Annotated in this window: 19 protein-coding genes; 3 read left to right on the forward strand and 16 right to left on the reverse strand. The window is 62.7% G+C overall.

What is annotated here, in order from left to right; genetic code table 11:
* Positions 1-178: 178 nt before the first annotated feature.
* Genes AC1D10_RS15895 through AC1D10_RS15905 form a run of 3 tightly spaced genes read left to right on the forward strand, consistent with a single transcriptional unit; the run spans position 179 to position 3,313 of the window.
* Complete coding sequence (locus tag AC1D10_RS15895; protein ID WP_477273340.1) at positions 179-2,506, forward strand: type VI secretion system Vgr family protein; 2,328 nt, start codon at positions 179-181, stop codon at positions 2,504-2,506.
* A gap of 10 nt (positions 2,507-2,516) precedes the next feature.
* The gene (locus AC1D10_RS15900) at positions 2,517-2,957 is read left to right on the forward strand and encodes a DUF6484 domain-containing protein (RefSeq protein ID WP_477273342.1); all 441 of its coding nucleotides are present in this window, start codon (positions 2,517-2,519) and stop codon (positions 2,955-2,957) included.
* Entirely contained in the window at positions 2,957-3,313 is a 357-nt protein-coding gene (locus tag AC1D10_RS15905; protein WP_477273345.1) for a hypothetical protein, read from the forward strand. Before AC1D10_RS15900 ends, AC1D10_RS15905 begins: the two co-directional genes overlap by 1 nt.
* Here the strand turns inward: AC1D10_RS15905 and AC1D10_RS15910 are convergent.
* From AC1D10_RS15910 to tssB, 16 genes are read right to left on the reverse strand one after another with little or no spacing between them, the layout of a single operon-like run.
* A complete protein-coding gene (locus AC1D10_RS15910; RefSeq protein WP_477273347.1) occupies positions 3,310-4,281 on the reverse strand; it encodes a hypothetical protein in 972 nt (323 codons plus the stop codon). The genes AC1D10_RS15905 and AC1D10_RS15910 overlap by 4 nt on opposite strands.
* A 59-nt stretch (positions 4,282-4,340) precedes the next feature.
* Positions 4,341-5,387 carry a DUF4150 domain-containing protein gene (locus AC1D10_RS15915; RefSeq protein WP_477273349.1) on the reverse strand — a complete coding sequence of 349 codons (1,047 nt, stop codon included), beginning with the start codon at positions 5,385-5,387 and terminating at the stop codon, positions 4,341-4,343.
* Complete coding sequence (locus AC1D10_RS15920; protein ID WP_477273351.1) at positions 5,384-6,397, reverse strand: 3-oxoacyl-ACP synthase; 1,014 nt, start codon at positions 6,395-6,397, stop codon at positions 5,384-5,386. The genes AC1D10_RS15915 and AC1D10_RS15920 overlap by 4 nt, the downstream gene beginning before the upstream one ends.
* A complete protein-coding gene (locus AC1D10_RS15925) occupies positions 6,394-7,509 on the reverse strand; it encodes a DUF2169 family type VI secretion system accessory protein (RefSeq protein WP_477273353.1) in 1,116 nt (371 codons plus the stop codon). Before AC1D10_RS15925 ends, AC1D10_RS15920 begins: the two co-directional genes overlap by 4 nt.
* Positions 7,509-8,051: a type VI secretion system-associated protein TagF gene (gene tagF / locus AC1D10_RS15930; RefSeq protein ID WP_477273355.1), complete on the reverse strand. Its 543-nt coding sequence runs from the start codon at positions 8,049-8,051 to the stop codon at positions 7,509-7,511. The genes AC1D10_RS15925 and tagF overlap by 1 nt, the downstream gene beginning before the upstream one ends.
* Entirely contained in the window at positions 8,033-11,569 is a 3,537-nt protein-coding gene (gene tssM, locus AC1D10_RS15935; protein ID WP_477273357.1) for a type VI secretion system membrane subunit TssM, read from the reverse strand. Before tssM ends, tagF begins: the two co-directional genes overlap by 19 nt.
* A 1-nt stretch (position 11,570) precedes the next feature.
* On the reverse strand, positions 11,571-12,893 hold the full coding sequence (icmH, locus tag AC1D10_RS15940; RefSeq protein WP_477273359.1) for a type IVB secretion system protein IcmH/DotU: 1,323 nt from the start codon (positions 12,891-12,893) through the stop codon (positions 11,571-11,573).
* Between the two features lie 4 nt (positions 12,894-12,897).
* Positions 12,898-14,232 (reverse strand): type VI secretion system baseplate subunit TssK, encoded by a 1,335-nt coding sequence (gene tssK, locus AC1D10_RS15945; protein ID WP_477273362.1) that lies wholly within the window; start codon positions 14,230-14,232, stop codon positions 12,898-12,900.
* Between the two features lie 39 nt (positions 14,233-14,271).
* Positions 14,272-14,724, reverse strand: coding sequence for a type VI secretion system lipoprotein TssJ (gene tssJ, locus AC1D10_RS15950; RefSeq protein WP_379092469.1), 453 nt, complete (start codon positions 14,722-14,724; stop codon positions 14,272-14,274).
* Positions 14,725-14,727: 3 nt separating this feature from the next.
* On the reverse strand, positions 14,728-16,200 hold the full coding sequence (gene tagH, locus AC1D10_RS15955; protein ID WP_477273364.1) for a type VI secretion system-associated FHA domain protein TagH: 1,473 nt from the start codon (positions 16,198-16,200) through the stop codon (positions 14,728-14,730).
* Positions 16,197-17,264, reverse strand: a complete 1,068-nt coding sequence (gene tssG, locus AC1D10_RS15960; protein ID WP_477273366.1) for a type VI secretion system baseplate subunit TssG — start codon at positions 17,262-17,264, stop codon at positions 16,197-16,199. The genes tagH and tssG overlap by 4 nt, the downstream gene beginning before the upstream one ends.
* A complete protein-coding gene (gene tssF / locus AC1D10_RS15965; protein WP_477273368.1) occupies positions 17,228-19,102 on the reverse strand; it encodes a type VI secretion system baseplate subunit TssF in 1,875 nt (624 codons plus the stop codon). The genes tssG and tssF overlap by 37 nt, the downstream gene beginning before the upstream one ends.
* Before the next feature lies 1 nt (position 19,103).
* Positions 19,104-19,859, reverse strand: a complete 756-nt coding sequence (tssE, locus tag AC1D10_RS15970; protein WP_477274105.1) for a type VI secretion system baseplate subunit TssE — start codon at positions 19,857-19,859, stop codon at positions 19,104-19,106.
* Positions 19,846-20,301: an Hcp family type VI secretion system effector gene (locus AC1D10_RS15975; RefSeq protein WP_379092458.1), complete on the reverse strand. Its 456-nt coding sequence runs from the start codon at positions 20,299-20,301 to the stop codon at positions 19,846-19,848. Before AC1D10_RS15975 ends, tssE begins: the two co-directional genes overlap by 14 nt.
* A 47-nt stretch (positions 20,302-20,348) precedes the next feature.
* Positions 20,349-21,854, reverse strand: coding sequence for a type VI secretion system contractile sheath large subunit (tssC, locus tag AC1D10_RS15980; RefSeq protein ID WP_379092455.1), 1,506 nt, complete (start codon positions 21,852-21,854; stop codon positions 20,349-20,351).
* Positions 21,855-21,857: 3 nt separating this feature from the next.
* The gene (gene tssB / locus AC1D10_RS15985; protein ID WP_379092452.1) at positions 21,858-22,397 is read right to left on the reverse strand and encodes a type VI secretion system contractile sheath small subunit; all 540 of its coding nucleotides are present in this window, start codon (positions 22,395-22,397) and stop codon (positions 21,858-21,860) included.
* Position 22,398: the final 1 nt, after the last annotated feature.

A 22,398-nucleotide genomic window follows, 5' to 3' on the forward strand; every position in this document is an offset into this window, starting at 1 on the left:
CAGGACAGCTGCGTTTCGAGCCGATGCCTCGACACGGTCGCCACCCGCCTCTTTGGTCGGCGGGGCAACATGTGGTAGGCTTCAGGTGGCCTGGTGCGGCGGGTCGAAAAAGTTCCTGAACAGAGTGCGGGAACTTCAATCCTCCGCGCCGGCGGCCGCGTCCAGGAGGGGCACGACCATGCCGAACGAACGTGCCACGGTTGTACAGACACCGGTTGGCGCCGAGCTTTTGACGTTCACGCATCTTGTCGGGCGCGATGAGATCAGCCGTTGTTTTGCCTACACGGCCGGGTTCGTAGGCACGGACGCCAATATCGATCCGCTGAAGATGCTGGGGGGTGTCGTTTCGGTCGAAGGTGAATCCGATCCGAAACGCTGGTTCAGCGGCATCGTGTCCGAATTCCGGCTCACCCGGATCGAGGACCGGCTGGCGTACTATGAAGCTGTCGCCAGGCCGTGGCTCTGGTTTCTCGCCAACACCACCGATTGCCGGATTTTCCAGAACAAGAGCGTCGTCGACATCGTCAAGGACATCTTCAAGAAATACAGCACGGCGGAATTCGATCTGCGCCTGCAGGGATCATACCCTCCGCGCGAATATTGCGTGCAGTACGACGAGACCGATCTGGATTTCGTCCAGCGACTGCTCGAGCATGAAGGCATCCTGTATTTCTTCGAGCATGACGAGGGCAAGCACACGCTTGTCCTGACCGACGCGATGAGCAAGCTGAAGCCTGCGCCGGGCTACGAGAAGGTGCCCTATCACTTCGAAGGTCAGGGCTCCCGGCGCGACGTCGAATACATCACCGAGTGGATACCAAACAGTTCGGTGCGCCCGGGCGCCTATGCCCACACCGACTATGATTTCGAGAAGCCGGGCGCCGACCTCATGGCCAAGTCGGCCCAGCCGTTCAGTCACAAGCTGGCCGCGGGCGAGAACTACCGCCAGCCCGGCGCGCATCTCGAAGTGGGCCGGGGCGACAGCCTGGCCGCGATCCGGCGCGAGGAAATCCAGGCCGTCCACCAGCGTATCGCCGCCGTCGGCACCGTGCGCGGCCTCTATTCGGGCTGCACCTTCAAGCTGGACGGTTTTCCGCGCGAGGACCAGAACCAGGAATATCTGGTGGTCAGCGCCGAATACAGGCTGTTCGACCCTGGCTACAGAGCCCATGCCGACGTCGACAGCGAGAACTTCAAGGTGATCCTCGGCGTGGCACCGACCGCCTTGCCCTATCGTCCGCCACGGATCACGCCACGGCCAATCATGCGCGGGCCGCAGACGGCAACCGTGGTCGGTCCGTCCGGCGAGGAAATATTCACCGACAAATATGCGCGCGTGAAGGTGCAGTTCCACTGGGATCGCCTGGGCAAGAAGGACCAGAACAGTTCCTGCTTCGTGCGGGTCTCGCAGACCTGGGCCGGCAGCGGCTGGGGGTTCATCCAGATACCGCGCATCGGCCAGGAGGTGATCGTCGACTTCATCGAGGGTGACCCGGACCTGCCGATCATCACCGGCAGGGTGTACAACGCCTCGCAGATGCCGCCTTACGGCCTGCCGGGCAGCGCAACGCAATCCGGCTGGAAGTCGGACTCCTCCAAAGGTGGCGGCGGCTACAACGAGCTGATGTTCGAGGACAAGGCCGGCTCCGAACTGGTCAATTTCCAGGCGCAGAAGGACCACAACCTTCTGATCAAGCATGACCGCACCAAGCTGGTGCAACACGACCAGTCGGACCGCATCGACCACGACGCCAAGCACTCGGTCGGCCACAACCTCGACGAGGACGTCGGCAACAACAAGACGGTCAAGGTCGGCGTCGACCAGACCACCAATATCGGCTCGAACGACACCGAGACGGTGGGCGCCAACCGTTCGCTGACGGTCATGGCCAACGAGACCATCCATGTCGTGTCGAACTCGACGGAGAACATCGACGCCAATCATTCTCAGACGGTGGGGATTGTCCAGACCGTCACGGTGGGCGCCGCTCGCATAGACACGGTGGGCGCCGCCGAGACACGCACCGTCGGCGGCGTTCAGACCAACACGATCGGCGCCGCCCGCTCGGTCACGGTTGGCATCAGCCAGAGCCACGATATCGGCGCATCGGACAGTTGGAACGTCGGAGCAAGCCAAAGCATACAGATCGGTTCCGATCAGGGCGTCAAGATCGGCGGCGCCCAAAACACGCAGATCAGTAAGACGCATATCATCAAGGTGGGCGAGGATGCTTCGACTCAGGTTAATGGGGCGCACGAACTCAAGATCGGTAAAAAGAGCCTTACCCAGGTCGGCGACGACGCGGGCATCGTGGTCGGCAAGAACCTGACCATCGAGGCCAAAGAGTCCGTCACGATCAAAACGGGGAGCGCCGAAATTCTTATGAAAAAGGATGGGACGATCACGATCAAGGGCAAAGACATCACCATCAAGGGTTCAGGAAAGATAAACGTCAATGCTTCGAGCGACATCATCATGAAAGGCTCGGAGATAAAGCAGAACTGAGGACGCGCCCATGAACGATATCGACGAACGGATTGATGGAGTAGTGATTGGTTTGCTGCTCGGGTTCGACCAAGGTGCGCCACTCGTGGTGTTTCCCGGAAATCGGGAGGAAGTAGCCTTGCAGGCGCGAAGTCTGACCGAACTGTCGTCCGACATGATCGGGTCAGAAGTCGCACTGCTGTTCGAAAATGCCAATCCGCTGAAACCGCTGATCGTTGGGCGTATTGTCGATCCCGCAAAACAACAGACAAACAACCGCCGGAGCGACAGTCATGTGGTGCGTGACGGTGAAACGGTGAAGATCAGTTCGAGCGAGCGGCTTGAGTTGAGATGCGGCAAGTCGGTCATCATCATGGAGAAGGACGGCCACCTCACCATTCGAGGCACCTATCTGGTAAGCCACGCCAGCGCCTCCAACCGCATCCGTGGCGGCTCGGTGAATCTAAACTGATGCCAAGGCCACCTGTTCTCGAACAAGTTATACGTCAGCACGCGGAGATGGCCGCCTTTTTGTGGACTGTCTACGACGGGCATTTGCTGAACCCAGACAAAAATTGCGATATGGACGAGGAACGCCTGAGCCGCCTCGTCGAGCGGCTGGAGGCGCATCTAGACGGCTTGCGTATCGCCGGCGATGCGGGGATGCGTGTTGCCGAGGAGCGCTACCGCGAATTTCCCGAGGCGGGCGAGTTGTTTGTCGTGCGCATGCTCCAGACGGGCGCGGAAAGCCTGCGCGTGAGAACGCTCGACCTGTCCAAGGTGCGGGAATTCCTTTCGGCAACGCTTCGTACAACTGCTCAGGTCTAACCGGCAGCGTTGGCGATGTCTTCCAATTCCGTAAGGGCCCATCCGTCTGACGTAAGCCGAAAGAAACCCTCCTCGTCGATCGCCCAGAGGACGGATCCGGTCGACACGAGCTTCAAGAGGTTATCCGCCTCGCGCGCGCAACCGGTGGGCACAGGCGTCAAATCCTCACCATCCCAGGTAAACAAAGACGGGCCTGCAAAGCCAGGGTAGGTCGCTGCACCAATATAGCGAACACCGCGATGCAGCGCTGTCATGTGCAGAGACCGCTCGTCATTCTGAAAGATACGCTCGAAGCCCTCGTCGAGAGTGCCACGATAAATTTCGGCGACCGGGTGGTCGCCACACAGGATCGCGGTGTTTCCCTCGGCGCCACCCTTGACGAGCCGAGCGCCGCTTTCGAGCCGGAGCTCGTCGATTTTGTCCCCGCGCAGCCTCACCACACGACCGAGTGCTGCTAGAAAATAGATGTCATCGCCGACAGCGATGGCCTTATGGAAGCTTGGATATTTTTCCACGTATGCGCGCATTGCTGGAGAGGTGCGGGCCACGTAATCGGCCGCTGTTTCACTCTCGCCCCTTGGCTGCCTTTCGGGAGGCGGTTCTGACATCAGTACCGACACCCAATCGTCAGTATCCAAATCAAAGTACCAAACCCTGCCGGAGTCGCAGGAAATGTAATATCGATCATTTATCTCAGTGACATCGAAGACGGAGATATCGTCTCGAGGCAAAGGTACTCGCACGACATCGCGAAACTGGCGCGACACGTTGAACAATTGGCCTTTGGCTATCAACCAAGCGGCCTGGGTAACAGGATTGATAGTTGCCGAGTAGATGATCCCGCCGCTCGGGGTCTTGAAACTGTCGACGCGAAGCGGATCGAAGTCGATGTAGTAACACCGCCAAGTCTCATCGTCTTCGTCTCTGATGGCGAACGCGGATGTGTCGTCGATAGGAATTGCGTACATCAGCTTCCAAAACTCCCGGGATCAGAGACTAGTAGCGTAACGCCTTTTGGTGTTCGGCTTTATCTCAAGCCTAGTCGCACCTGACGGTTTGCGATAGTCAAGTCCGACGGCGACTCGCGGACCTGGCATGTCGGCTGTGGGTCCTTTTTCATTGCGTTCTTGAATTGCTCTTCGATGCAGGTTTTAGCTACCTCAGCGCATTCGGGGCTCACGTTGGAAGCTTCGTATGTACTTACTTCATCGAGAAGTTTCTTAGAGGTCTCCACCGCCTTGCTGACAGGCTGTGGTTTGGATCCGAATCGCTCTTCAAACTGGTGCAGGAAGCCATGTTCGCGCATATCAGCCAAAGACGTCCCGCCCCTGGCTGTGGCCGACGCCTCAGCCTTTGCCGCGATCTTCTTCCCGGCATCGCTTTGCCGGTCCGATGCGGCTTTGCCCGAAGACTGACCACCGGCGCAGATGGCACATCCTTCGCCGAGGGTCGGGAATGATTTGTCCCGGCGGTCATTCTTATTTCCCGCCTTGCTGCACGCTTCCGCCAGCTCCCGATTCCCCGTGCGGAGTACCTGATCCGGGATGATGTGATGGGCCTCTCCGCCTCGGTCATTGCACTTACTGACGATCTGGTCGTATTGTCCGACAAGGCAATCGGGGTCGTTGATGAAGCCTGGGCCGCCCGGCTTTCCGACGATCACCATTGGAGGCGCATCGCCGGGATCGGTTCCATGATTGCTGGTGGCCATGTCGCCGAGTCGAACAACACCCTTACTCTCGACCTTGACGTCCGACGACCAGCCGTGAGCGTAAACCTTGCCGGTATTTTTTGAGGTGATTATTCCTTTTTTTGCCGCCGCCCCGGCCTCATCGCCGCTGCATTTGCTATAGTAGCTGCTATTTTCCTGGCTGATCGGCTTGTTGCCGATCTTCACCGTTCCGCTACCTGACGCCAGATCGGAGTCGAACCCGAAATCAGGGTACGGGACGGGTACGCCTGGCGGGGTTGCCGGATTCTCGGGCGGGGTGAAACATGTGTCGGGAAAGTCCGCAATGACCTTGCAACCTTGCGCCTCTGCCGAGATTTCTCGCCCGTTCGCGAAGACAGTCATCTTGCCTCCACCACGGCAGCGCCGCATGCGCCGTCATCGCCCGAGGCCTCGATCAGGATCGGCCCCGACGGCGCGTAGCCACTTTGTATCGCCGACAGTGCCCAGCCCAGCATGGCCGGGACAGCGGCCGCCCCGATATTGCCCAAGCTCGCGCCCAACGCCCATATTGGCCGCACCTCCGAGTGTTCGCGCTGTGTGCGCAGCATGGCGAGGGCAGATTGCTGGAACCAGTACGTTTCGCCGACAAGGTCTCCCATCTTGAGAGTGACATCGGAATGGAGGCAGCCTGATCCGGCGAGCGCGTCCTTGTAGGCTGTTGTCATCCCTTCACCTCTGAAGGGAATATCCGCCTCATTGTAGATGGGAGCTTTCTCCAGTGCGAGGCCTAGGCCTGTGAGCCGGACGCGGCCGCCCGAGGGCGCGCAGAGGATCGCAGCAGCGGCCTCGCCCGGGATGAAACCGTTCGAGTTCTGCTTTGTCAGCAGTCGATCCCGCGCGAGATAGTGACTGATGCACTGCGCAGTCAGATAGCTGTCGACCCCAACGATCAATACGAAGGGAGCCACCCTCGAGGCAAGCAGACGGCGAGCTGCATCGAGGGCGACGTGGCCGGAAGGGCGGCCATGAGCGACGACGCGAGTGGGGATTGGGCTTCCGACCTCGGCTATTTGCTCGATCTTGGTGAGCAGCTGCTGGCTGTCAGGTGCTTGGCGCCCAGGGCGGCCCTCCTCGGCGAGGCAGAGTATGAGGGCCGTTCGGCCTCGAGCCTCGGGCACAGCGTCGAACGCTTCGACGATGGCGGCGGCCGCCATATGGGCCAAGCGCTTCTCGCCCATCCAGTTTCGTGGCAGCGGGACAGGCGCGCCTATCAGCCAGTCGCCGTCGGGGCCGAGAAAGCGGGTCTCTTGGAAGCCATCAAGTCTGGCGCGCATGGCTGCGCAGCTCGAGGGCGCATCCAGCCCAACGGCAGTGACCATACCTGCGGATATGATGCTGAGTGGAGCCGTCATGCCGCCTCCGCCTCTCCGCCTTCCTCAACGCGAGGACGCATCTTTGAGATGACGACATATTGTTTGCCGGTTGCCTTTGCCCGCAGCATTCCGCTTGTCGGCGGACCGACCCAACATTCGGAGAAGTCCAGAATGGTACGCTGGATGCGTTGCGACATCCGCCAGACAAGTGAGAAGCGACGGTTCTCTGGGTCGAACAAGATCGTGTCGGGTGGGAGTTGGCCTTCGAACGCTTTGGCGCGGCCTTTGAACAATGTCATTGGTAGGCCTGCTGCAGGAAGTCGAAAACTCACTCGTCCTTCCGGCGTCAGGTTGACCAGTTGCACCTCTTCGCCGCCGCGCGGGTAGTCGATCTGCTGGTCGGGGGGCGCCATCTGGAAATAGCGTTCGTCGAAATCCTGGGGCAGGAAGGGAAAAACGTTGTCGATCCAGTTCTGATCGTAGGTGCCGCCATACTCGACTCGGCCGGGCCAGCCGCGGCCCATCGGCCCGAAACTCATTGGCGTGTAGTCACCGAAGGGCGTACGGACTTCTTCGCCGGGCTTCTGCGTGTTCGGCAGGCGCAGGCCGGGAATCAGGCGCTGATTTTTTGTCTGCGACCAACCAGTACCGACTGGATTGCGCAGATAAGCGCCCGGCAGCTTCTCCTCCGGGTTCAGCCGGTCAATGCCACCCCATGCCCGATCGTAGGTGATCGGCATTTTGAGGAAGGGCTGCGGCGATGTTGCTGTGAAAAGCGGGCCGATGGAGCGCCATTCGCGATGGCCCACGACCTCAAAGAGCTTCGACCAGTTTCCGACCTTGATGCCGACCGGAACCCGCTCAGCTGGTTTTCCGCCGGGTGCATAAGCGCATCCATTCGCGATGACATCGCAGTGCTGCTTGCGGAAGGCGAAGTCGGTTTCCCAAAGTGTGGCGGAATAACCCGGTTCGCCCGTCTGTGTGTCGGCAAAGACCAGCGGAACCTGTTGCGCCGATTTCCGCACCTTTCCACCGGGCGCGTCCGGGAAGTCGAACGTCCCCTTCACCACAACGACGATCCACTCACGGGCTTCCTTGTCCATGCCCATGGTGAATTCATGCGCAAAGCCGGTCTGGTTCCAAATCTGCATCAGCTGGTCTCCAAGCTGGCAGTAAAGATCTGCTCCAGTGTCGCTTGTGGCGACAGCGGGTCGACGTCGAATATGTCCGAGCGGCTGGTCCACATGACCAACTCACCGATGACCTCGTCGCCTGGCTCGAAAGGCGGAACCGGCAGTGCGGCCAGCGCGGCATTCAGTTCATCGGGCGTCAACTTGCCGTGTTGGGCGGCGAAGGCCGCCTCTTCGATGCTGGTAAACCACGCCTCGGCGTCGGCCAGCCGAACGGGCGCTTCAGCAAGCTGCGCAACGACGGTCAAAGGGAATTGTCGGCCAACTCTGTCGGCACTCTGCACGATGATGCCTGCCGATGCGCCGAAGGAAGCCGGGCCAGCCAGGAAGCGCAACGCGGTTGCGCTTGGCCAAAATTCCGAACCAAACAGCGGGACGAGATGCTGCGCCAGCCAGCGGTCCCAGATGCGCACAAAGTCCCCCGGCAGTCGCCGCGTGACGAAATCGCCGGTTGCGGGCATTTTTCCGTAAAAGCCTGGCAGGCTCATATCTGCGGCGGACATGTGAACTTCTTGAACATTTCCAAATTGTAGGGGTTTTCGACGCTGGCGGCCTTGAGCTCGAAATCGGCATACATGCCTTTCGTGCCCAGGCGCAGGCTGTAGACATCGGTCAGCGAGGTGCCGGCGAAGCGGCCGCTGCGCAGCATCCTCAGCCAGGCCCAGCTGCCGGTCTCGTTGAGCATGATTTCGGGCGAGCCGTCGATCGGCTGGAAGGCGAGCGAAATGACGCCGGTGCCGTCCTTGCCGGGCCACGTCATCGGTTGCGGCCGCGTCGCGTTGTTGTAGTAGACGAGGCTCTGGCCATCGAGATTGAGCGTCACGCGCGTGACGTTGGGGGACAGGTCCTTCGGTTCGAGCGTGAAGCTCATCACCGGTCCGGTGCCCCCGGGAAAGAGATCGTCGCGGATGTGCCTGGCCTGCTCGAACGCCGCCAGCGCCGAAGCATCGAGGCCGAAATCGGCGCGCCATTTCCATGGCTGGCTGGTGGTGTCGACATAGTTGATCAGGTGGTCGTTGATGAACCCGTCGATCAGCCCGGCTGGTCCAAACAGGCGGGCGAAATCGCGCACGTTGACGTCCACCGCGCTGTCGGCGCTGAAGGGATAGCGGTCGTTCAGCGCTGCCTGGCAGAATGGCAGGATGTCGGCCCGCCAGATGGCGTTGAGCTCTGAAGTGACCGCCTTCTGCGTCAGATTGCTGGTGTCACCGGCAATCCCGCCCAGCCAGGTATTGATGGGGTCGGGCAGGATCTGGGCCTGCCTGGCCACCGCACCCGTCAGTTCGGCGAGGCCGCCCTGCTTCTTGATGGCATCCTGCGGATTGGGGTTCGCGGTGACCGTCTGCAGCACGTTCGAAAGCGCGGTCAGCGCGACGACGGCGGCATCCAGGGCCGGCGGTTGGCCGTCGACCTCGGCGATGGTGCTCTTGAGCGGTTTAAAATGTTCGGCCACCAGATTGCCGGTCAGGTCCACCTCGCTGGCCGACCCGGCGCGGGGAAGCAGCTTCGCACCGCTGCTCGCCAGCTTGCCGAGCTTGCCAAGCTTGCCGAGCAGTTTCGAAGCGCCCTTGGCCGCCGCCTTGTTATCGGCGGGCGCCTCGTCGGAGCGCGTCAACTCGGTCTCCTGAACGACCGCCGTGAGCAGCCGCTTCAGCGCTGAATCGGCGCTCGACAGGTCCTTCAGATTTTCGCTGGCGATATTGAGATCGGTCAAGGGCGCGAGTCTCATGTCGCGCAGGAAGCTGTCCCATTGCGCGATATAGTCGTCATAGTAGAGCTTCAGAATATCCTCCGACAACGCCGAGACCGAGGTTTCGGAGTTTTCCGAACAGCCGCCGGCGAAAACCGCACGATCGAGCGCCGCCTGGGCGGCGACGTCGTCGATGCGGTCGAGAATGACGTCGTGGAAGCCGGAATAGGTGAAGGCTCCGGAAATGCCGACGCGAAGTGTCTTGCCGGAACGCCGCGCAAACACCTTGCCCCCGTTGGGGCCGGCGAAATTGGCCGGGATCCACTCCTTGAGCCCGGCCACCGCCGGATCGGCCAGCAACTGCTTGTAGGCACGCGCCGGCAGCGAAATCGTGCACACCGTTTTCAACGCTTCGGCAACCAGCGCCTGGTCGGGCGCGATATAGCTTTCGTCGACCGTCATCCGGCGGATGGCGGCAAGCTGATGCTCTTCGGCATCGGCGGTCGGAAACGGTGCCGCGGCCGCGAATTCGGGCAGACTGTTCACCCACCAGTTCTGGGCGTAGTCGGGATCCATCTGCGACAGGCCGGTCATCATGCGATAGGTCTTCAGCGCCCCCAGCATGAAATCCGGATCGCGGATCTGCCGCCACATGGTCGCCTCGAGCAGTGCGACCATGCGCGGCTCCAGCACGTTGCGCAGCGCGTGGTCGTAGGTGTCGGTCTGGGCCCGCACCAGTTCCGCCGAGGCCGATGGCCCCAGCAGATCCTGGGCGGCGCCCGGCGGTGCTGTCCGGGCAGTTGCGACCGCGTCCATCGCGTCGAGCGCGCCGTCCATGGCGGGCTGCTCCACCGATGCCGGGGTTGCCGCAACCGAGGTCAGCGGCGTCTGCAGCGCTTCGAACTGGCTCGCTTGGGCCGTTATTGCGTTGCGGTTGTCAAAATAGGACCAGGTGAACAGGACACCGGCCAGCAACGCCGCCGCCGCGCAGGCGGCAGCCGCACCCCGCCAGATCCAGGCGCGACGGCGTTGCGCCAGCGGGTCGAAAGTACCCAGGCCTGCTTCCTTGAAGATGACTTCGGTGAGCAGGTTCCTCAGGAAGAAGCTGCGTTTCTCGACCCTTGGTGCGGGCAGGGCCCGCCGTGGCGGAAGGCCGAAGGAAGAAGACAGCGCCGCGGTCAGCCGGTCGATGGGCGCCCCTTCCTGCGTCGCCGATGTCAGATAGAGCCCGCGCAGCCAGGCGACCTCCTCATAACGGCTTTCGCCGAACATCGCCTCGACCAGCACCTGGATCGGTTCGGACAGGCTTGCGAGCTGGGCGGGAAACCGGAAGATCTCGGCACGGGCGGCGAGTTTGTCCTCATCCTCCAGGCGCGGCACCAGCCGCCGCTCGAGTTCCGTCGCCAGCGTCGAAATTTCCCGTTCGATGGTCTTGGCATCCACCCGCGCATCCAGCGCGAAGGTGGTTCCCCAAACCTGCTCGCGCGAGGCGGTGGACAAGCCGCCGAAGAAAGCCTCGAAACCCTTGATCAGGTCGGCCTTGGTCAGCATCAGATAAACCGGGAGGCGGATTTCGAGCCGGTCGTTGAGCTCGGCCAATCGGCGGCGGATCTTGCGGCCGTGCGCCTTGATGGCTTCGTCGCCCTCCGAAAGCACGTCGATCGAAAGCGCGACGATCACGCCGTTGAGCGCGCGGCGGCCCCGGTGCTTCTTCAACAGGTCGAGGAAGCCCAGCCATTCCGCCGCATCCACATCGGGCTGGCTCTCCTGCTGGACATAGCGGCCGGCGGTGTCGATCAGAACCGCGTTTTCGGAAAAGAACCAGTCGCAGTTGCGCGTGCCGCCGACCCCTTGCAGGTCGTCGGTGAGGTCGATCGGAAAATTCAGCCCAGACTGACGCAAGGCCGTGGTCTTGCCGGTGGCCGGCGGCCCGACGATCACATACCAGGGCATCTCGCGCAGGAACTTGCGCCCGCCCAGCTTGCGGCGCTTCAGTTCGGCCATCACCTCGGCGAACTTGGCACCCACGGCGGCGACGTTCTCTTCGCCGGGACTGAGCGGCTTTTCCACCGCCGGCGCGGCAATCTCCGCGACGAACATGCGGTTGGCGCGGATCGCCCGGCGCTGGGCGACGATCAGCCAGATCAGCCAGAAGATGACCAGCAGCGCGATGATGACGATGCGCACATTTTCAGAGGCGAACGGTTCGTAGGGACCGACCCTGACGATCGGACCGAACACCCAGATGACAAGGGAAAGCAGCGTGATGCCGATCAGCGTCCACAGCCAGCGCGATGTCAGAACCGCCCAGAGGAAGCGCAGGATGAACATCTCACAGCCTCTTTTCGACGAGCACCTCGACGCGGCGGTTCAAGGCTCGCCCCTCGCGCGTGCTGTCGCTGGCGACTGGATCGGTGGCCGCGCGACCCTCGGAATGGACGCGGTCCTGCGGCACTCCGTTCTGGACCAGCATGTCGGCAATCGTCTGGGCGCGCGCCTCGGACAGCCGCTGGTTGGTCGACAGCGGATTGGTCTTTTGCAGCGGAACGCTGTCGGTATGGCCGACCACCGTGATGTTTCCGATCAGCTCCTGATTGGCGACGATCACCTTGGCGATCGAACCGATCAGCGGCTCGAAGCCTTCGGTCAGTTGTGGCCGCGACGACTGGAACAGTTCGGGGTTGGAGGCCTGGATGATCAGCTTGGCCAGTGAAACGCTCTCGGTGCCGGTGAGGGCGGATTTGAGGTCGGCCGGCGCCCCGGCCTGAAATTCCGGCAACAGCGCAAAATCCACTTTCTCCGGCGGCGGCGCATCGACCTTGGGCGACACACGGGTGATGTCGCCGCGTGCAGGCGGCGGCAGCGCGCGAACAAGCGCGGAAAGCTCGACCGCCTGGCTGCTCAGTCCCATCGAGAGCCCGACGTGGATTGCTGTGGCAACAACCGCCGCGCCGAGCGCCATGACCCAGATCGGAACGATGAAGCGCTGCGGCTCGTCGGATGCGATCACGCCTTTCCAGTTTGGCGACAGTGGCGCGCCTTCGGCGTCGGCATCGCGCAGGAAGCGTGCCGCCGCCACGCGAACGGCATTGAGCGAGCGGTCGCCCGACCGGCCGGGCACACGATATTTGCCGCGAAAGCCGAGCGCCATGCAGTCATACTGCAGTTCCAGCAATTCGCGATCCCGGTTCGGATGGCGCTCGAGTTCGTCGAGACGGGTGAAGAACTGCGTGCCGGCATCGACATCGCCGCGCAGCATGACCACGAGCGGCTGCCGCGGCCAGGCGCTGGCCCCGCCCCATGGCGTGTTCAGGGCCAGGTCGTCGAGCAACGCCGCCACCACCCAGGCTGCCTGGTCGGCCCGTTCCATCGAGGACCCTGCCGACATTGCCGTGTCGCGGGCTCGAACCAGCTCTTCGAGCAATCGGGTACGCAATACTTCCGGATTGTCCGGCGGCAGTGCACTTTCAAGCTCGGGAGCGAACTCGAGCAAGGGCGCGAATGCGTTGACAAGTGCGTTCGGGTGCGTGCGAGACCGCTTGACGGGCGCGCCCGGCGAAAGTGGAGCCATCGGCCGCGGCATCGGCGCGCCGGTCAATCGTATGCGAGTGCGTTCGCGATCCTCCGACAGTCCGAAAGGATCATCGCGGCTCATGATCTCACCTGTTCACCGAATAGCAGTCCACCTGCGGCTCGCTTGGCAATACGCCCGAAACGCCGATGACGAAGCCGGGAGCATCGAGCAGCGATGCCCAGTACTCGCTTTTCTGGTCCAGCTCGAGGCATAGCCGATCGCCATCGTAAGGGATCTCGCGCGGCTGTGAATGAAGCGGTTTCAGCGGAATGCCGGGCAAACGCGATTTCCACAGGCCCTCGAACTGGTCGGCCGAGCCGACAGTCGCCTGATTGACGAATATCTTGCGCAGCGCGTCCTCCGACAGCTCCGAACCGACCCGGATGACGATCCGGCTGGCGACCAGCAGCTTCGGGTTGTCGATGCGGATTTTCCAGACATTGGTCGAATGCCGCATGACAGGCAGAGCACGCGATTTCGGCTCGATGTAACGCAGGCTGAGGATGAGCGAGCGCAGCGCATCCGCCAGCGCCGAAAAGGCGGGGCCGGGCGCCATGTGATCGTAGGCGGGCAATTCGCCCAGCCGCCGCGCGCTCGATCCGTAGGTCGCCATCGAACCGGCGAGCCCGGCAAGTTCCAGGTAGAGCTCGGCCGGATGGAAGACATCCTGAGCCAGCATGTGGGCCAGCCGCGGACGTGCCGCATTGGCGAGATTGAGCATCAGCAGATCTTCGACGCTGCGCCCGGGCCCGCCCATGACCATCTTGCCATGCGCCTCGGCGATCTGGTCGAGGCCGGTGACAACTTCCAGCAGCAATTGCCGATACCAGGCCACCGCGCCGGTAACCAGTGTCGGTGGCAGGAAGGTCTCGTCCAGCGAGACGCCGCCATCGGCTCTAACCCCCTTGAGGTCGGCTATCGGCAGGGCCGTGTAGCCGCCGACCGACTTGCCGGGTGCAAGCAGCAGCGCCTGCGGGCGGGCGATTTCGATTTCCTCAGCGTCTGAACCGCCCTGGACGGCGTCCCGCACCGAAACGATCCGCCCATGGTATCGTGCTCCCGAGGCGGCGGCGTGCGCCGGATCGAAGCCGACACCGCCGGGAGGCTCCAGCGGCAACGCGACCAGCACCGGTCCGGCACCCGTGTCCGCAGTGACCGGCAGCGGTCGCGGCGCGTCCATCATGTCTGGAATGGAGAAAGGCGTGCCGTCCGGAAAGATGCCCCGTGCGGACAGGATCGAGATCTGGCCCGCGTCCAGCAATGCCTGGTCCAGCGTCAGCTGTTGAAAGCCGAACGTGTGGAGTTGCCCGGCCTGCAACGCGCCGCGCACCGTCGCCTCGAAGAAGCGATCCTGCTGCTGGAAATGCTGGGTCCGCAGGAAAAGCCCTTCGGACCATAGCACCCTGTTTGCATCGCTCATGCCGCTACTCTCTGCATTGAGCTCCCCTTGCCCTGGCCGCTAGGCGGAAATGCCGCCGCTGCCAAGCGTGACATTGATCGTGAATTTTGATCCCGGCGACACCGACTTGGTTGTCCGCCAGTTCCTGCCGCCAGGCTCGCGGATCAGTGCAACGAAGCCCAGCGCCGTCGCGTCCGGCTCGACGGTGATGGTTTTGGATGCGGATTTTCCCGGCGCGACGGCGATCTGGTCGGACCCGATGAGATCGCCTGCCAGCGCCGTGCCGGCGTCCCCCTGCAGCGCAAAGTAGTCGGCGGAATTGAATTTGCCGGTGCTTTTCAGCCGCATCACGAGAACCGTCACCGGCCGGTCGCCGCCACCTGGCCCCGGGTTCATGCCGGTTCCGCCGGTCACGTTGACGGTGATCACCGATGGTTTTGGCGGACCGCTCTGACAAGCCGCAAGCAACCCAGTCGCGCCCAGGGCAACGACAAATTCACGTCGATCGATCATCTCTCACTCCTCCTCATATGCATCTCGAAAATCAGTGCCGATTTCGCCAAGGAAGCTTTTTTCCGCGCTCTCGGCGATTTCACGATGACGTTTCTGGTAAAGCTCCCACAGCTTGGCGCCGCGCCCGCCCGAAAGCAGGGTGCCGATCGCCGAATTCGACTTCAGCTCCTCTTCGATCGCTGCCGGGTCAAAACGGTCGATCATCCGCCGCAAAGCCGCCTGTATACCGCGCCAGGCGCGCACGTGATGTTGCGCGAGATCACGAACCGCGTCGGCGATCGCCGCTTCGCCGGCGAGAAATCCGGGGCTGCGCTCGGCGATAAGCGTCACGATGGCGTCGTCGACCGTCGGCAGAAACTTGAGCGGATTGACTTCGGAGGCCCCGACCATGGTCTGGGCGACGCGAGCGTTTCCCTTTTCCTCGGCCCGCTTGCGCAGAAGCTGCATCAGGCCTTCCATCATCAGCCGGTATTCGCGACCGAACTTCTCCATTTCCGAGATGCTGTCGCGTCCGGGGAAATCGGCTTCCTCGACGCCCATGCCGTGCAGGAATGCGGAGCGAAGCGCCGTCTCCCCCGGCTGCGCCGCTGCCAGCGGGCGCGCGGGTTTGGCGGCAGCGCCCACACGTGGTGGAGGAGGGACCTCCGCCGGTTGCACGGGCAAATCCCAGGGATTGGTGGATTGTGGTCGTTGGGCGATGCGCTCGCGCTGTCCGGTCGAGCCGGCGCCGTTTGCCGAACTCGGCGCCGCGGCGGGTCCGAAGCCAAAATCATCGGTGAAATCGGACAGCTTTCCCGCGGCGAGTTCGGCTCCGCGGCTGGAGGACGGCACCGGGTCGAGGCTGAATGGGTCGGCCTGGCTCGCCGCGCCGCCCGGCTCGGGATCAGGGGCGGCATTTTTCGACACAGGCGTTGCCACCGGATCGAGGCTGAACGGATCGTCGAAAGCAGGCGAACTGCGCTGGCTGGAGGCGGCACGCTCGAACGCGCCGGCAACCGGTTGCTCGAACGGGTTCGGCAGGTCGGCCGGACGTGGCCGTCGCGGCTCTTCTTCGACTTTGGCGGAAAAGAAGTCATCGCGGCCGATGCTCACTGGCGCCCGAGACGCCGGCGGCAGGCGTTCCGGAACCGGCTGGCCGGCCGCGGGTGCTTGAGCGGTTGGCGTTTGCAGGTCGACATGGACGGTATAGTCGCCCAGCCTCAGCCGCATGCCGCTTTGAAGGCGCGTCGACTTGCCGGCGCCGAGCGGGCTGTCGGAGTCGTTTATGAACAATCCGCTGCTCGACGTGTCGGTGACGAAATATCCGTCTCGCCCGCCAGAGATCCGGCAATGAGCTCGCGAAACGAACATGTCGGGGTCGTCGATCTGCCAGCCCGCGTCCGCGCTACGGCCGATCACCAGCTCACCCTCGTCCAGCCGGGTCTGCCGTACCGCCTGGGTGCGTGGCCCTTGCTCCAGCGTCAGCAGCAGACTCATGCCGCGACCTCCGCCATTTCCGGCCGCCATCCGACGATTGCCCGCAGCCGCATGTCGTCAGCATCGCCCCTTTCAGCGGGCCGCGCAAGCCATGCGGTCCGGCCGAGCTGTACCGCTCCGACACGGGGCGGCGGCACTGCGTCACGCGCAAGCACGATGCGCAGGTCGACGTCGAGCGATTCCCCGACCATGTCGCGAACCGCCTGTTTGAACAGTTTGAGCTTCTGGCCGCCAGGCAGGAACGCCTTGAAGTCCTCATACCCCAGCGGGCCGACACGCAGTTCGATCCTGCTCTGGCGGTTGAAAACGCGCGGGCCGATCGTCGCTCCCCGGCCGAGCCCTGCATAGGCCTTTGCAAGGCGGGTCTGCAGGCCGGTTGGTATGGTCATCCAGGCGGCGATGAACTCCTTGATCTGAACCGGTACCTTGAACGCTTCCGCCAAAAACAGCGTCAGCCGTTCCGGGCCGTCGACCTGGGTCGCGAGCGAAGCCGCTTGGCGAAGCTTCACCGTATCGAGCTCGGTGTTCTGGGTGCCGGGAAGTCCGATCCCAGCCATCGCTTCAAGCATGGCGCGAACGCGCCCACCGACCGCGCGTTCGACCTGCACGGCCGGATGCGCATCCGCCCAGGCCCGATAATACAGGGCGATCATGCGGTGCTGCAAAATGTTGACGAAATCCACGAACGTCGTGTCGCTGGTCAGCTGTGCGTCGGCGCCGGCGAACCAGCGCTGCGACAGGCGGTCGAGCACCCAGCGCGTCACATGCAGCGGCATGGGCCCCTCGGGTCCCAGCAGACCGAGATTTGCAACCGTGACCCGGGCCGGCGCCTCGTCGCTGGCTTCGCGGAATTGCACCAGGTCGCGCGCCGAAAAGGCGAGGCGCACATGCTGGCCGAGCCGTGCCGGCTCACGGTCGGGGCGGCCGGAATGGCCGAACAGACCGCTCCGCTGTTCGAGACGGCGCAGCAGTTCGAAAAAGTCGAACGCTTCGGACAGACCTTCGGCCCGGTTCGGGCCGGGCTTGTCTAGATCAGGTAGCGATTGCCGGGCGTCATCGGCCATGGCACATCCTCCTGCTTCTGCAGCAGCCGCGTGCGGGTTCGCACGAAACCGTTTATCCCGGCATGACGGGCAAACAGCCGCGCCAGCAAGGCCGAAAGCAGCAAGGTGCTTTGGCCGGCCAGGACCGATTGATCGACGTGCAACGTCACTTCGGTGCCGCGTCCGAAGCACATCGGCCCATCGATCTGCAGACGTTCGATGACCGGCTGCGAGTCGATACGCACGATCGAATGCACATTGCGGGCAAGGCTCGGATCGCCGCGGTCGGCATAAAGGTCGAGCAGCGCGTGCAGGGGGTCGATGCCGCGGCCTTCCTTGGCAAGACTGAGAAAGTTGAGCGCGAGCTGCGCCACCAGCCGCCAGGCGAGATCGTCGGCACGCGATTCACCGTCGGCCCCGGTGGGCAGTGCCGCAGGGATAGCCGGCTGCGGCGGACGCAGCGCGCCAAGCAGCCGAACGTTTTCGACCGGGTCGCCGGCCTCCAGCGTCAATGTCGGATTGTCATCGAGGATCGGCAGATCGCGATTGGTGCAAAGCGCCATGACGTCGAGACGCTTCAGCACCCGGTTCGCCGGGCTTGCGGGCGGCCGGGATATGGCCAGGAAAACATCGTCCCCGGTGTATGATGTGCGGGTCAGGCCGTCGCGCCGCTCCTCTTCCGTCGCGCGGCGAGGGCGCCGTTCGGTTGAATAGACCCAGCCACTGCCGCGATTCTGACCCAGGCTGAAGAGCTCGGGAATTTCGGCGTCGTTGCCTTCTGTGTCGGCGTCCTCGACGCGGATGACCCGATAGATTTCGAAGTCGCGCGCCCGTGTTCGGTCTGCATGCAGCACCTGCCGCGTCTTGCGCGCATCGATATCGACGACGTTGCACTCACGTTCGAACAGATTGATGATCGGCGTCGCGAAAAGTTCGAAGTCGGCCGGCGTCAGGTCCGCCAGTTCAGGCACAGGGCGTCTGAACAGGAAGATGATTTCGAGCCCGGCCCCACACCTGCGCACGACGGGCTGCAACCCCGAAACCCGCGCATAGTGAAAGCGCTCGGGCATCATGAAGTATTCGCGCAGCAGGCGGTATCCTTCGAATGTCGGACGCGTGCGCGGCATCAGGGCTTCGTCGTCGCTGATGCCGACCATTTCGGGTGCCGGCAAGGGCGCCAACGGGTTGGTCTTGCCTTCCGCGCGGGCGCCAACGGCCGAGCAAGCACCGAAAATCGCGTCGAACAGAAGCGGCGCCTTGGTGCGCCCGGCAAAATAGAGGTCGAGCCGGTCGAGCGCCAATTCGTCGAGCTTGCCTTTTCCGGTCCGGGCCAGCGTGATGCAGAGCGCCGCCGCGCCGCCGACGCCGCCGATCGGCCCTATGCCGGCCATGGCCAGCGCGCTGCGATCCTGAAAATAGCTGACCGACGTGATCGCGATCGGCCATAGGGTAATTTCTTGCGCGGTGGAGAACGTGCAGCGCGTCGACAGGCCGGGCTGCAGGCTGGAAACCAGCCGTGTGTTGCGCTTGACGACGTGGCCGGCGAGCATGGTCTGGACCTGCTGGCCGGGCTTCAGCACCACCATCGCCGTTGCCGGCGCCGGCGTGACCAGATCGGGATAGAGAACATCGAGCACGCTGCGCGAAAATCGCGAGCGCTCGGCGTCGACCTTCAGCCGGGTGCGCGCAGCGAGGAAGGCGACACCGTCCAGCAGTCGCTCGACATACGGATCCGGACACGGCACCGTATCGAGGGAAAGGTTGCGCGCCACCGCCGGATGCATGTCGGCAAATTCCGCCGCGAGGCCGCGGATATGGGTCAGTTCTTCCTCGTAATATTCGACGAAGACCCGATCCATCTCAGGCGTCCCTAATTTCGGTCCGCGCCAAGCCGTTATCGAGATTGATCGTGGTGCGCAGGCGCATGCGTTCGGGCGTCGGCGTCATGATCAGCACGGCGTCTATCTCGATCTTCAGGCCAACCGTCTTGTCGCCAAGAGTGACCGTAACCTTTGTTGCGCTTTCCTTGAGGCGAGGCTCGAAGGTGGCGAGCACCGCGCGGATCTCACGCGCCAGCACGTCGCGATCAAAGTCGCGGGACGACCGGCCTGAGAAGGAAGGCACGCCGTAGTTGACCACGCTTCGACGGACCTCCGGAAAATCGGCGAGCGAAGGGGGATTGTCCGACAGCTGTTCATTTTCCAGGTCGGAAAGAAGCGGGGTGGCCTCGAAGCGCTCGGTGTTGAAGAGCGCCTCGATGTCACGCCGTACCGCTTCCCTGAGCACACGGGCCGATACCACCACGCCACGACTTTCGATCTCGACGCGGTGCTGGGTCTGAAAGGCCAATCGATGCAGACGGCGTTTCTGATCGGCTGTCAGTTCCGCATCGGCGTCGATGGTCCGCGCGCTGCCGGCAACAAATGTGTCGAGGCGGTCCGCGCCAAGCTCGTCAAGCAAGACATGGCGCAGCCCGTCTATTTCCGAGGTCAGGCCCGGCAGGTCATTGACGAGGCGATCCCAAAGCGACGGCTGGACCGCCTCGCTTTTTGCACGCAAGCTGCCGCTGGTTTGCTGCTTGCCCGCGCCGGGCCGCCGGGCCTCACTTGCCGACATAGACATCCATTTCGGCTTCATCGTTGCCGTCATAGACGAACTTGATCTTCTTGTAGGCGAAGCTGACCTCTTCCTGGATCAGGTCTTCCTCATCCTCGGCCTGCGACATGTCGTATTCCATGATCGAGGCGTCGGTGAGGGTAACGACCAGGTAATCCTTGGTCTCGCCATCGATGGTCCGGCGTGCCGAGAACACCACTTCATCCAGGGCCTTGTTGTCGAACAAAGCCTTTTTCAGATAGGGCGAGGATTTGTCGTAGTGTTTGATGAACTTGATCATGCCCATGGAGACACGGCCACGGCGTGAGAGCGAATTCGGATCATAAGGCGCGACCATCTTGTAGTCGACGCCATGGATTTCGATCTCGTCATCATGGCCGTCACGGGTGCTGGGGCCCTTGATATCGGGAACCTTCAGAAAACCATCAATCTTTACTGGCATTGTCTTTCTCCACCGCTTTCAACAAAACAAAGTCTGGTTGCTGGAAATCAAGTCTTCACGGACGGCAGTTCCGACACCAGTCGGAGCGAGGCATTGATGCCCTCCAGCTGGTAGTGCGGGCGCAGATAGAAGCGGGCATTGTAATAGCCCGGCCGCCCCTCCACGCTGTCCACCTGGACCTCCGCGGCGGCAAGCGGGCGCTTGGCGCGCGCCTTGTCGTCGGCAAAGGCCGGGTTGGCCAGCACGTAGCGGTTGATCCACTCGGTCAACCAGATCTGCATGTCGGAGCGCTCCTTGAACGAGCCGACCTTGTCGCGCGCGATGGCCTTGAGGTAGTGCGCAAAGCGCGAAACCGGGAACAGATACGGCAGGTTGGCGCTCAGCCGCTCATTCGACTGTGCATCGGGGTCGACCAGCCGTCCCGCCCGCGTCTCGTCGTCCTGCAGCGAGTGCGCGCCGATGAAGGCCGCGAGATCGGTGTTCTTTCGATGCAGGATCGGCATCAGGCCGAGCTTGGCCAGTTCCGCTTCGCGCCGGTCGTCGATGGCGACTTCCGTCGGACATTTCATCGCGATCGACCCATCGTCGGTCGGGAAACTGTGCACCGGCAGGTTCAGCACCGTGCCGCCATTCTCGACGCCGCGGATCTGCGTGCCCCAGCCAAACAACTTGTGGCTGCGGTTGATGTTGACGCCCATCGGGAAGGCGGCGTTCATCCAGACATATTTGTTGTGATCGCCCTGCACCTCTTCCTCGAAGGTGAAGCCTTTCACCGGTACGGTATCCGTACCGTAGGGCAGACGCGCCAGGACGCGCGGCATGGTCAGGCCGATGTAGCGAGCGTCCTCACTCTCGCGCAACGACTGCCACGAGGCATAGGCTGGATTGGAGACGATCTGCTGCAGGTCTTGCGGGTTCGGCAGTTCCTGCCAGCTGTCCATGCGGAACAGGCGCGGCGAGGCGGCTGCGATAAACGGCGTGTGCGCCGAGGCGCAAATGCCGGAGATGTTGCGCAGCAGACCGACGTCGCGCGGGTGGTTGGAGAATTCGTAGGCGCCAACCACGCAGCCGATCGGCTCGCCGCCAAGCATCGAGTACTCGTCCGTATAGACTTTCTTGAAGATCGGGCTCTGATCCCACATCTGGCCTTCATAGTCTTCGAGCGTGTCGGCCAGCTGCTCCTTGGAGATGTTCATCACCCGGATCTTCAGCTTCTGATCCGTCTCGGTGTTGTTGACGAGATACCAGAGGCCACGCCATGTGCCTTCCATTTCGCGCACTTCCGGTGCGTGCAGGATCTCGTTGACCTGTGTCGTCAGCATCTTGTCGATGCCGGCGATCAGCGACTTGATCGACTTGATCGCATTGGATGAGATGGTCGTGGTGTCGGAACGGGACTGCGCCGCGAGCGCGAGATTGCGCACGAGTTGCTGCAGCTTCTCGCTGTCGTCCTTCTTGACCTTGAAATCCTTCTCGAGGAGCCCGCTGAATTCTCCCAGGTCTATGGCTTCCGCCTCGGCGGCGACGGCGGCGGTTTTTTGCTGTTCGGCCATGATTTACTCCCCAACCTTGTCGTCGTCGGCCAGCGCCTGGCCGGCGATCTTGCCAAGAAGCGGCTCGTTGTTCAGAAGCTGCGCAATGCGTTTTTCGGCGTCGACGCGGCCATCCATGAAGCCCAGCAATTCCTCGAGCTGACGACGCATCTTGAGGATCTCGGCCAGTTGCGGAACCTGCTCGGCGATCTTGTCCGGGGCGAAATCACCCATTTTGGTGAAGGTCAGATCGAGCGCCAGTTCCTCGTCGCGCTCCTGGCCCTCGGCCTGCGGCAGCGTGTTCTTCACCCGGGCTTTGACGCGCGGCCCGAGCGCCTCCATGAACTTGGGGAAGCGGTTCGCGTCTGTCTCGACAAAGGAGCGGTCCAGGACCGACTTCGACGCTTCCTTGGTTTGCGAAGCGCCGGAAAGGTCGGCCATCACGCCCATGACGAACGGCAGTTCGATGGTCGTCGGGCTACCGTAGGTTTCCACGTCGTAGGCGATCTGCACCCGTGGCGCGCGATTTCGTTCGATGACCTTCGCTTTGCTTTCGGCTGGCATG

The sequence above is a fragment of the Mesorhizobium sp. P2_A8 genome (genome assembly GCF_056404935.1).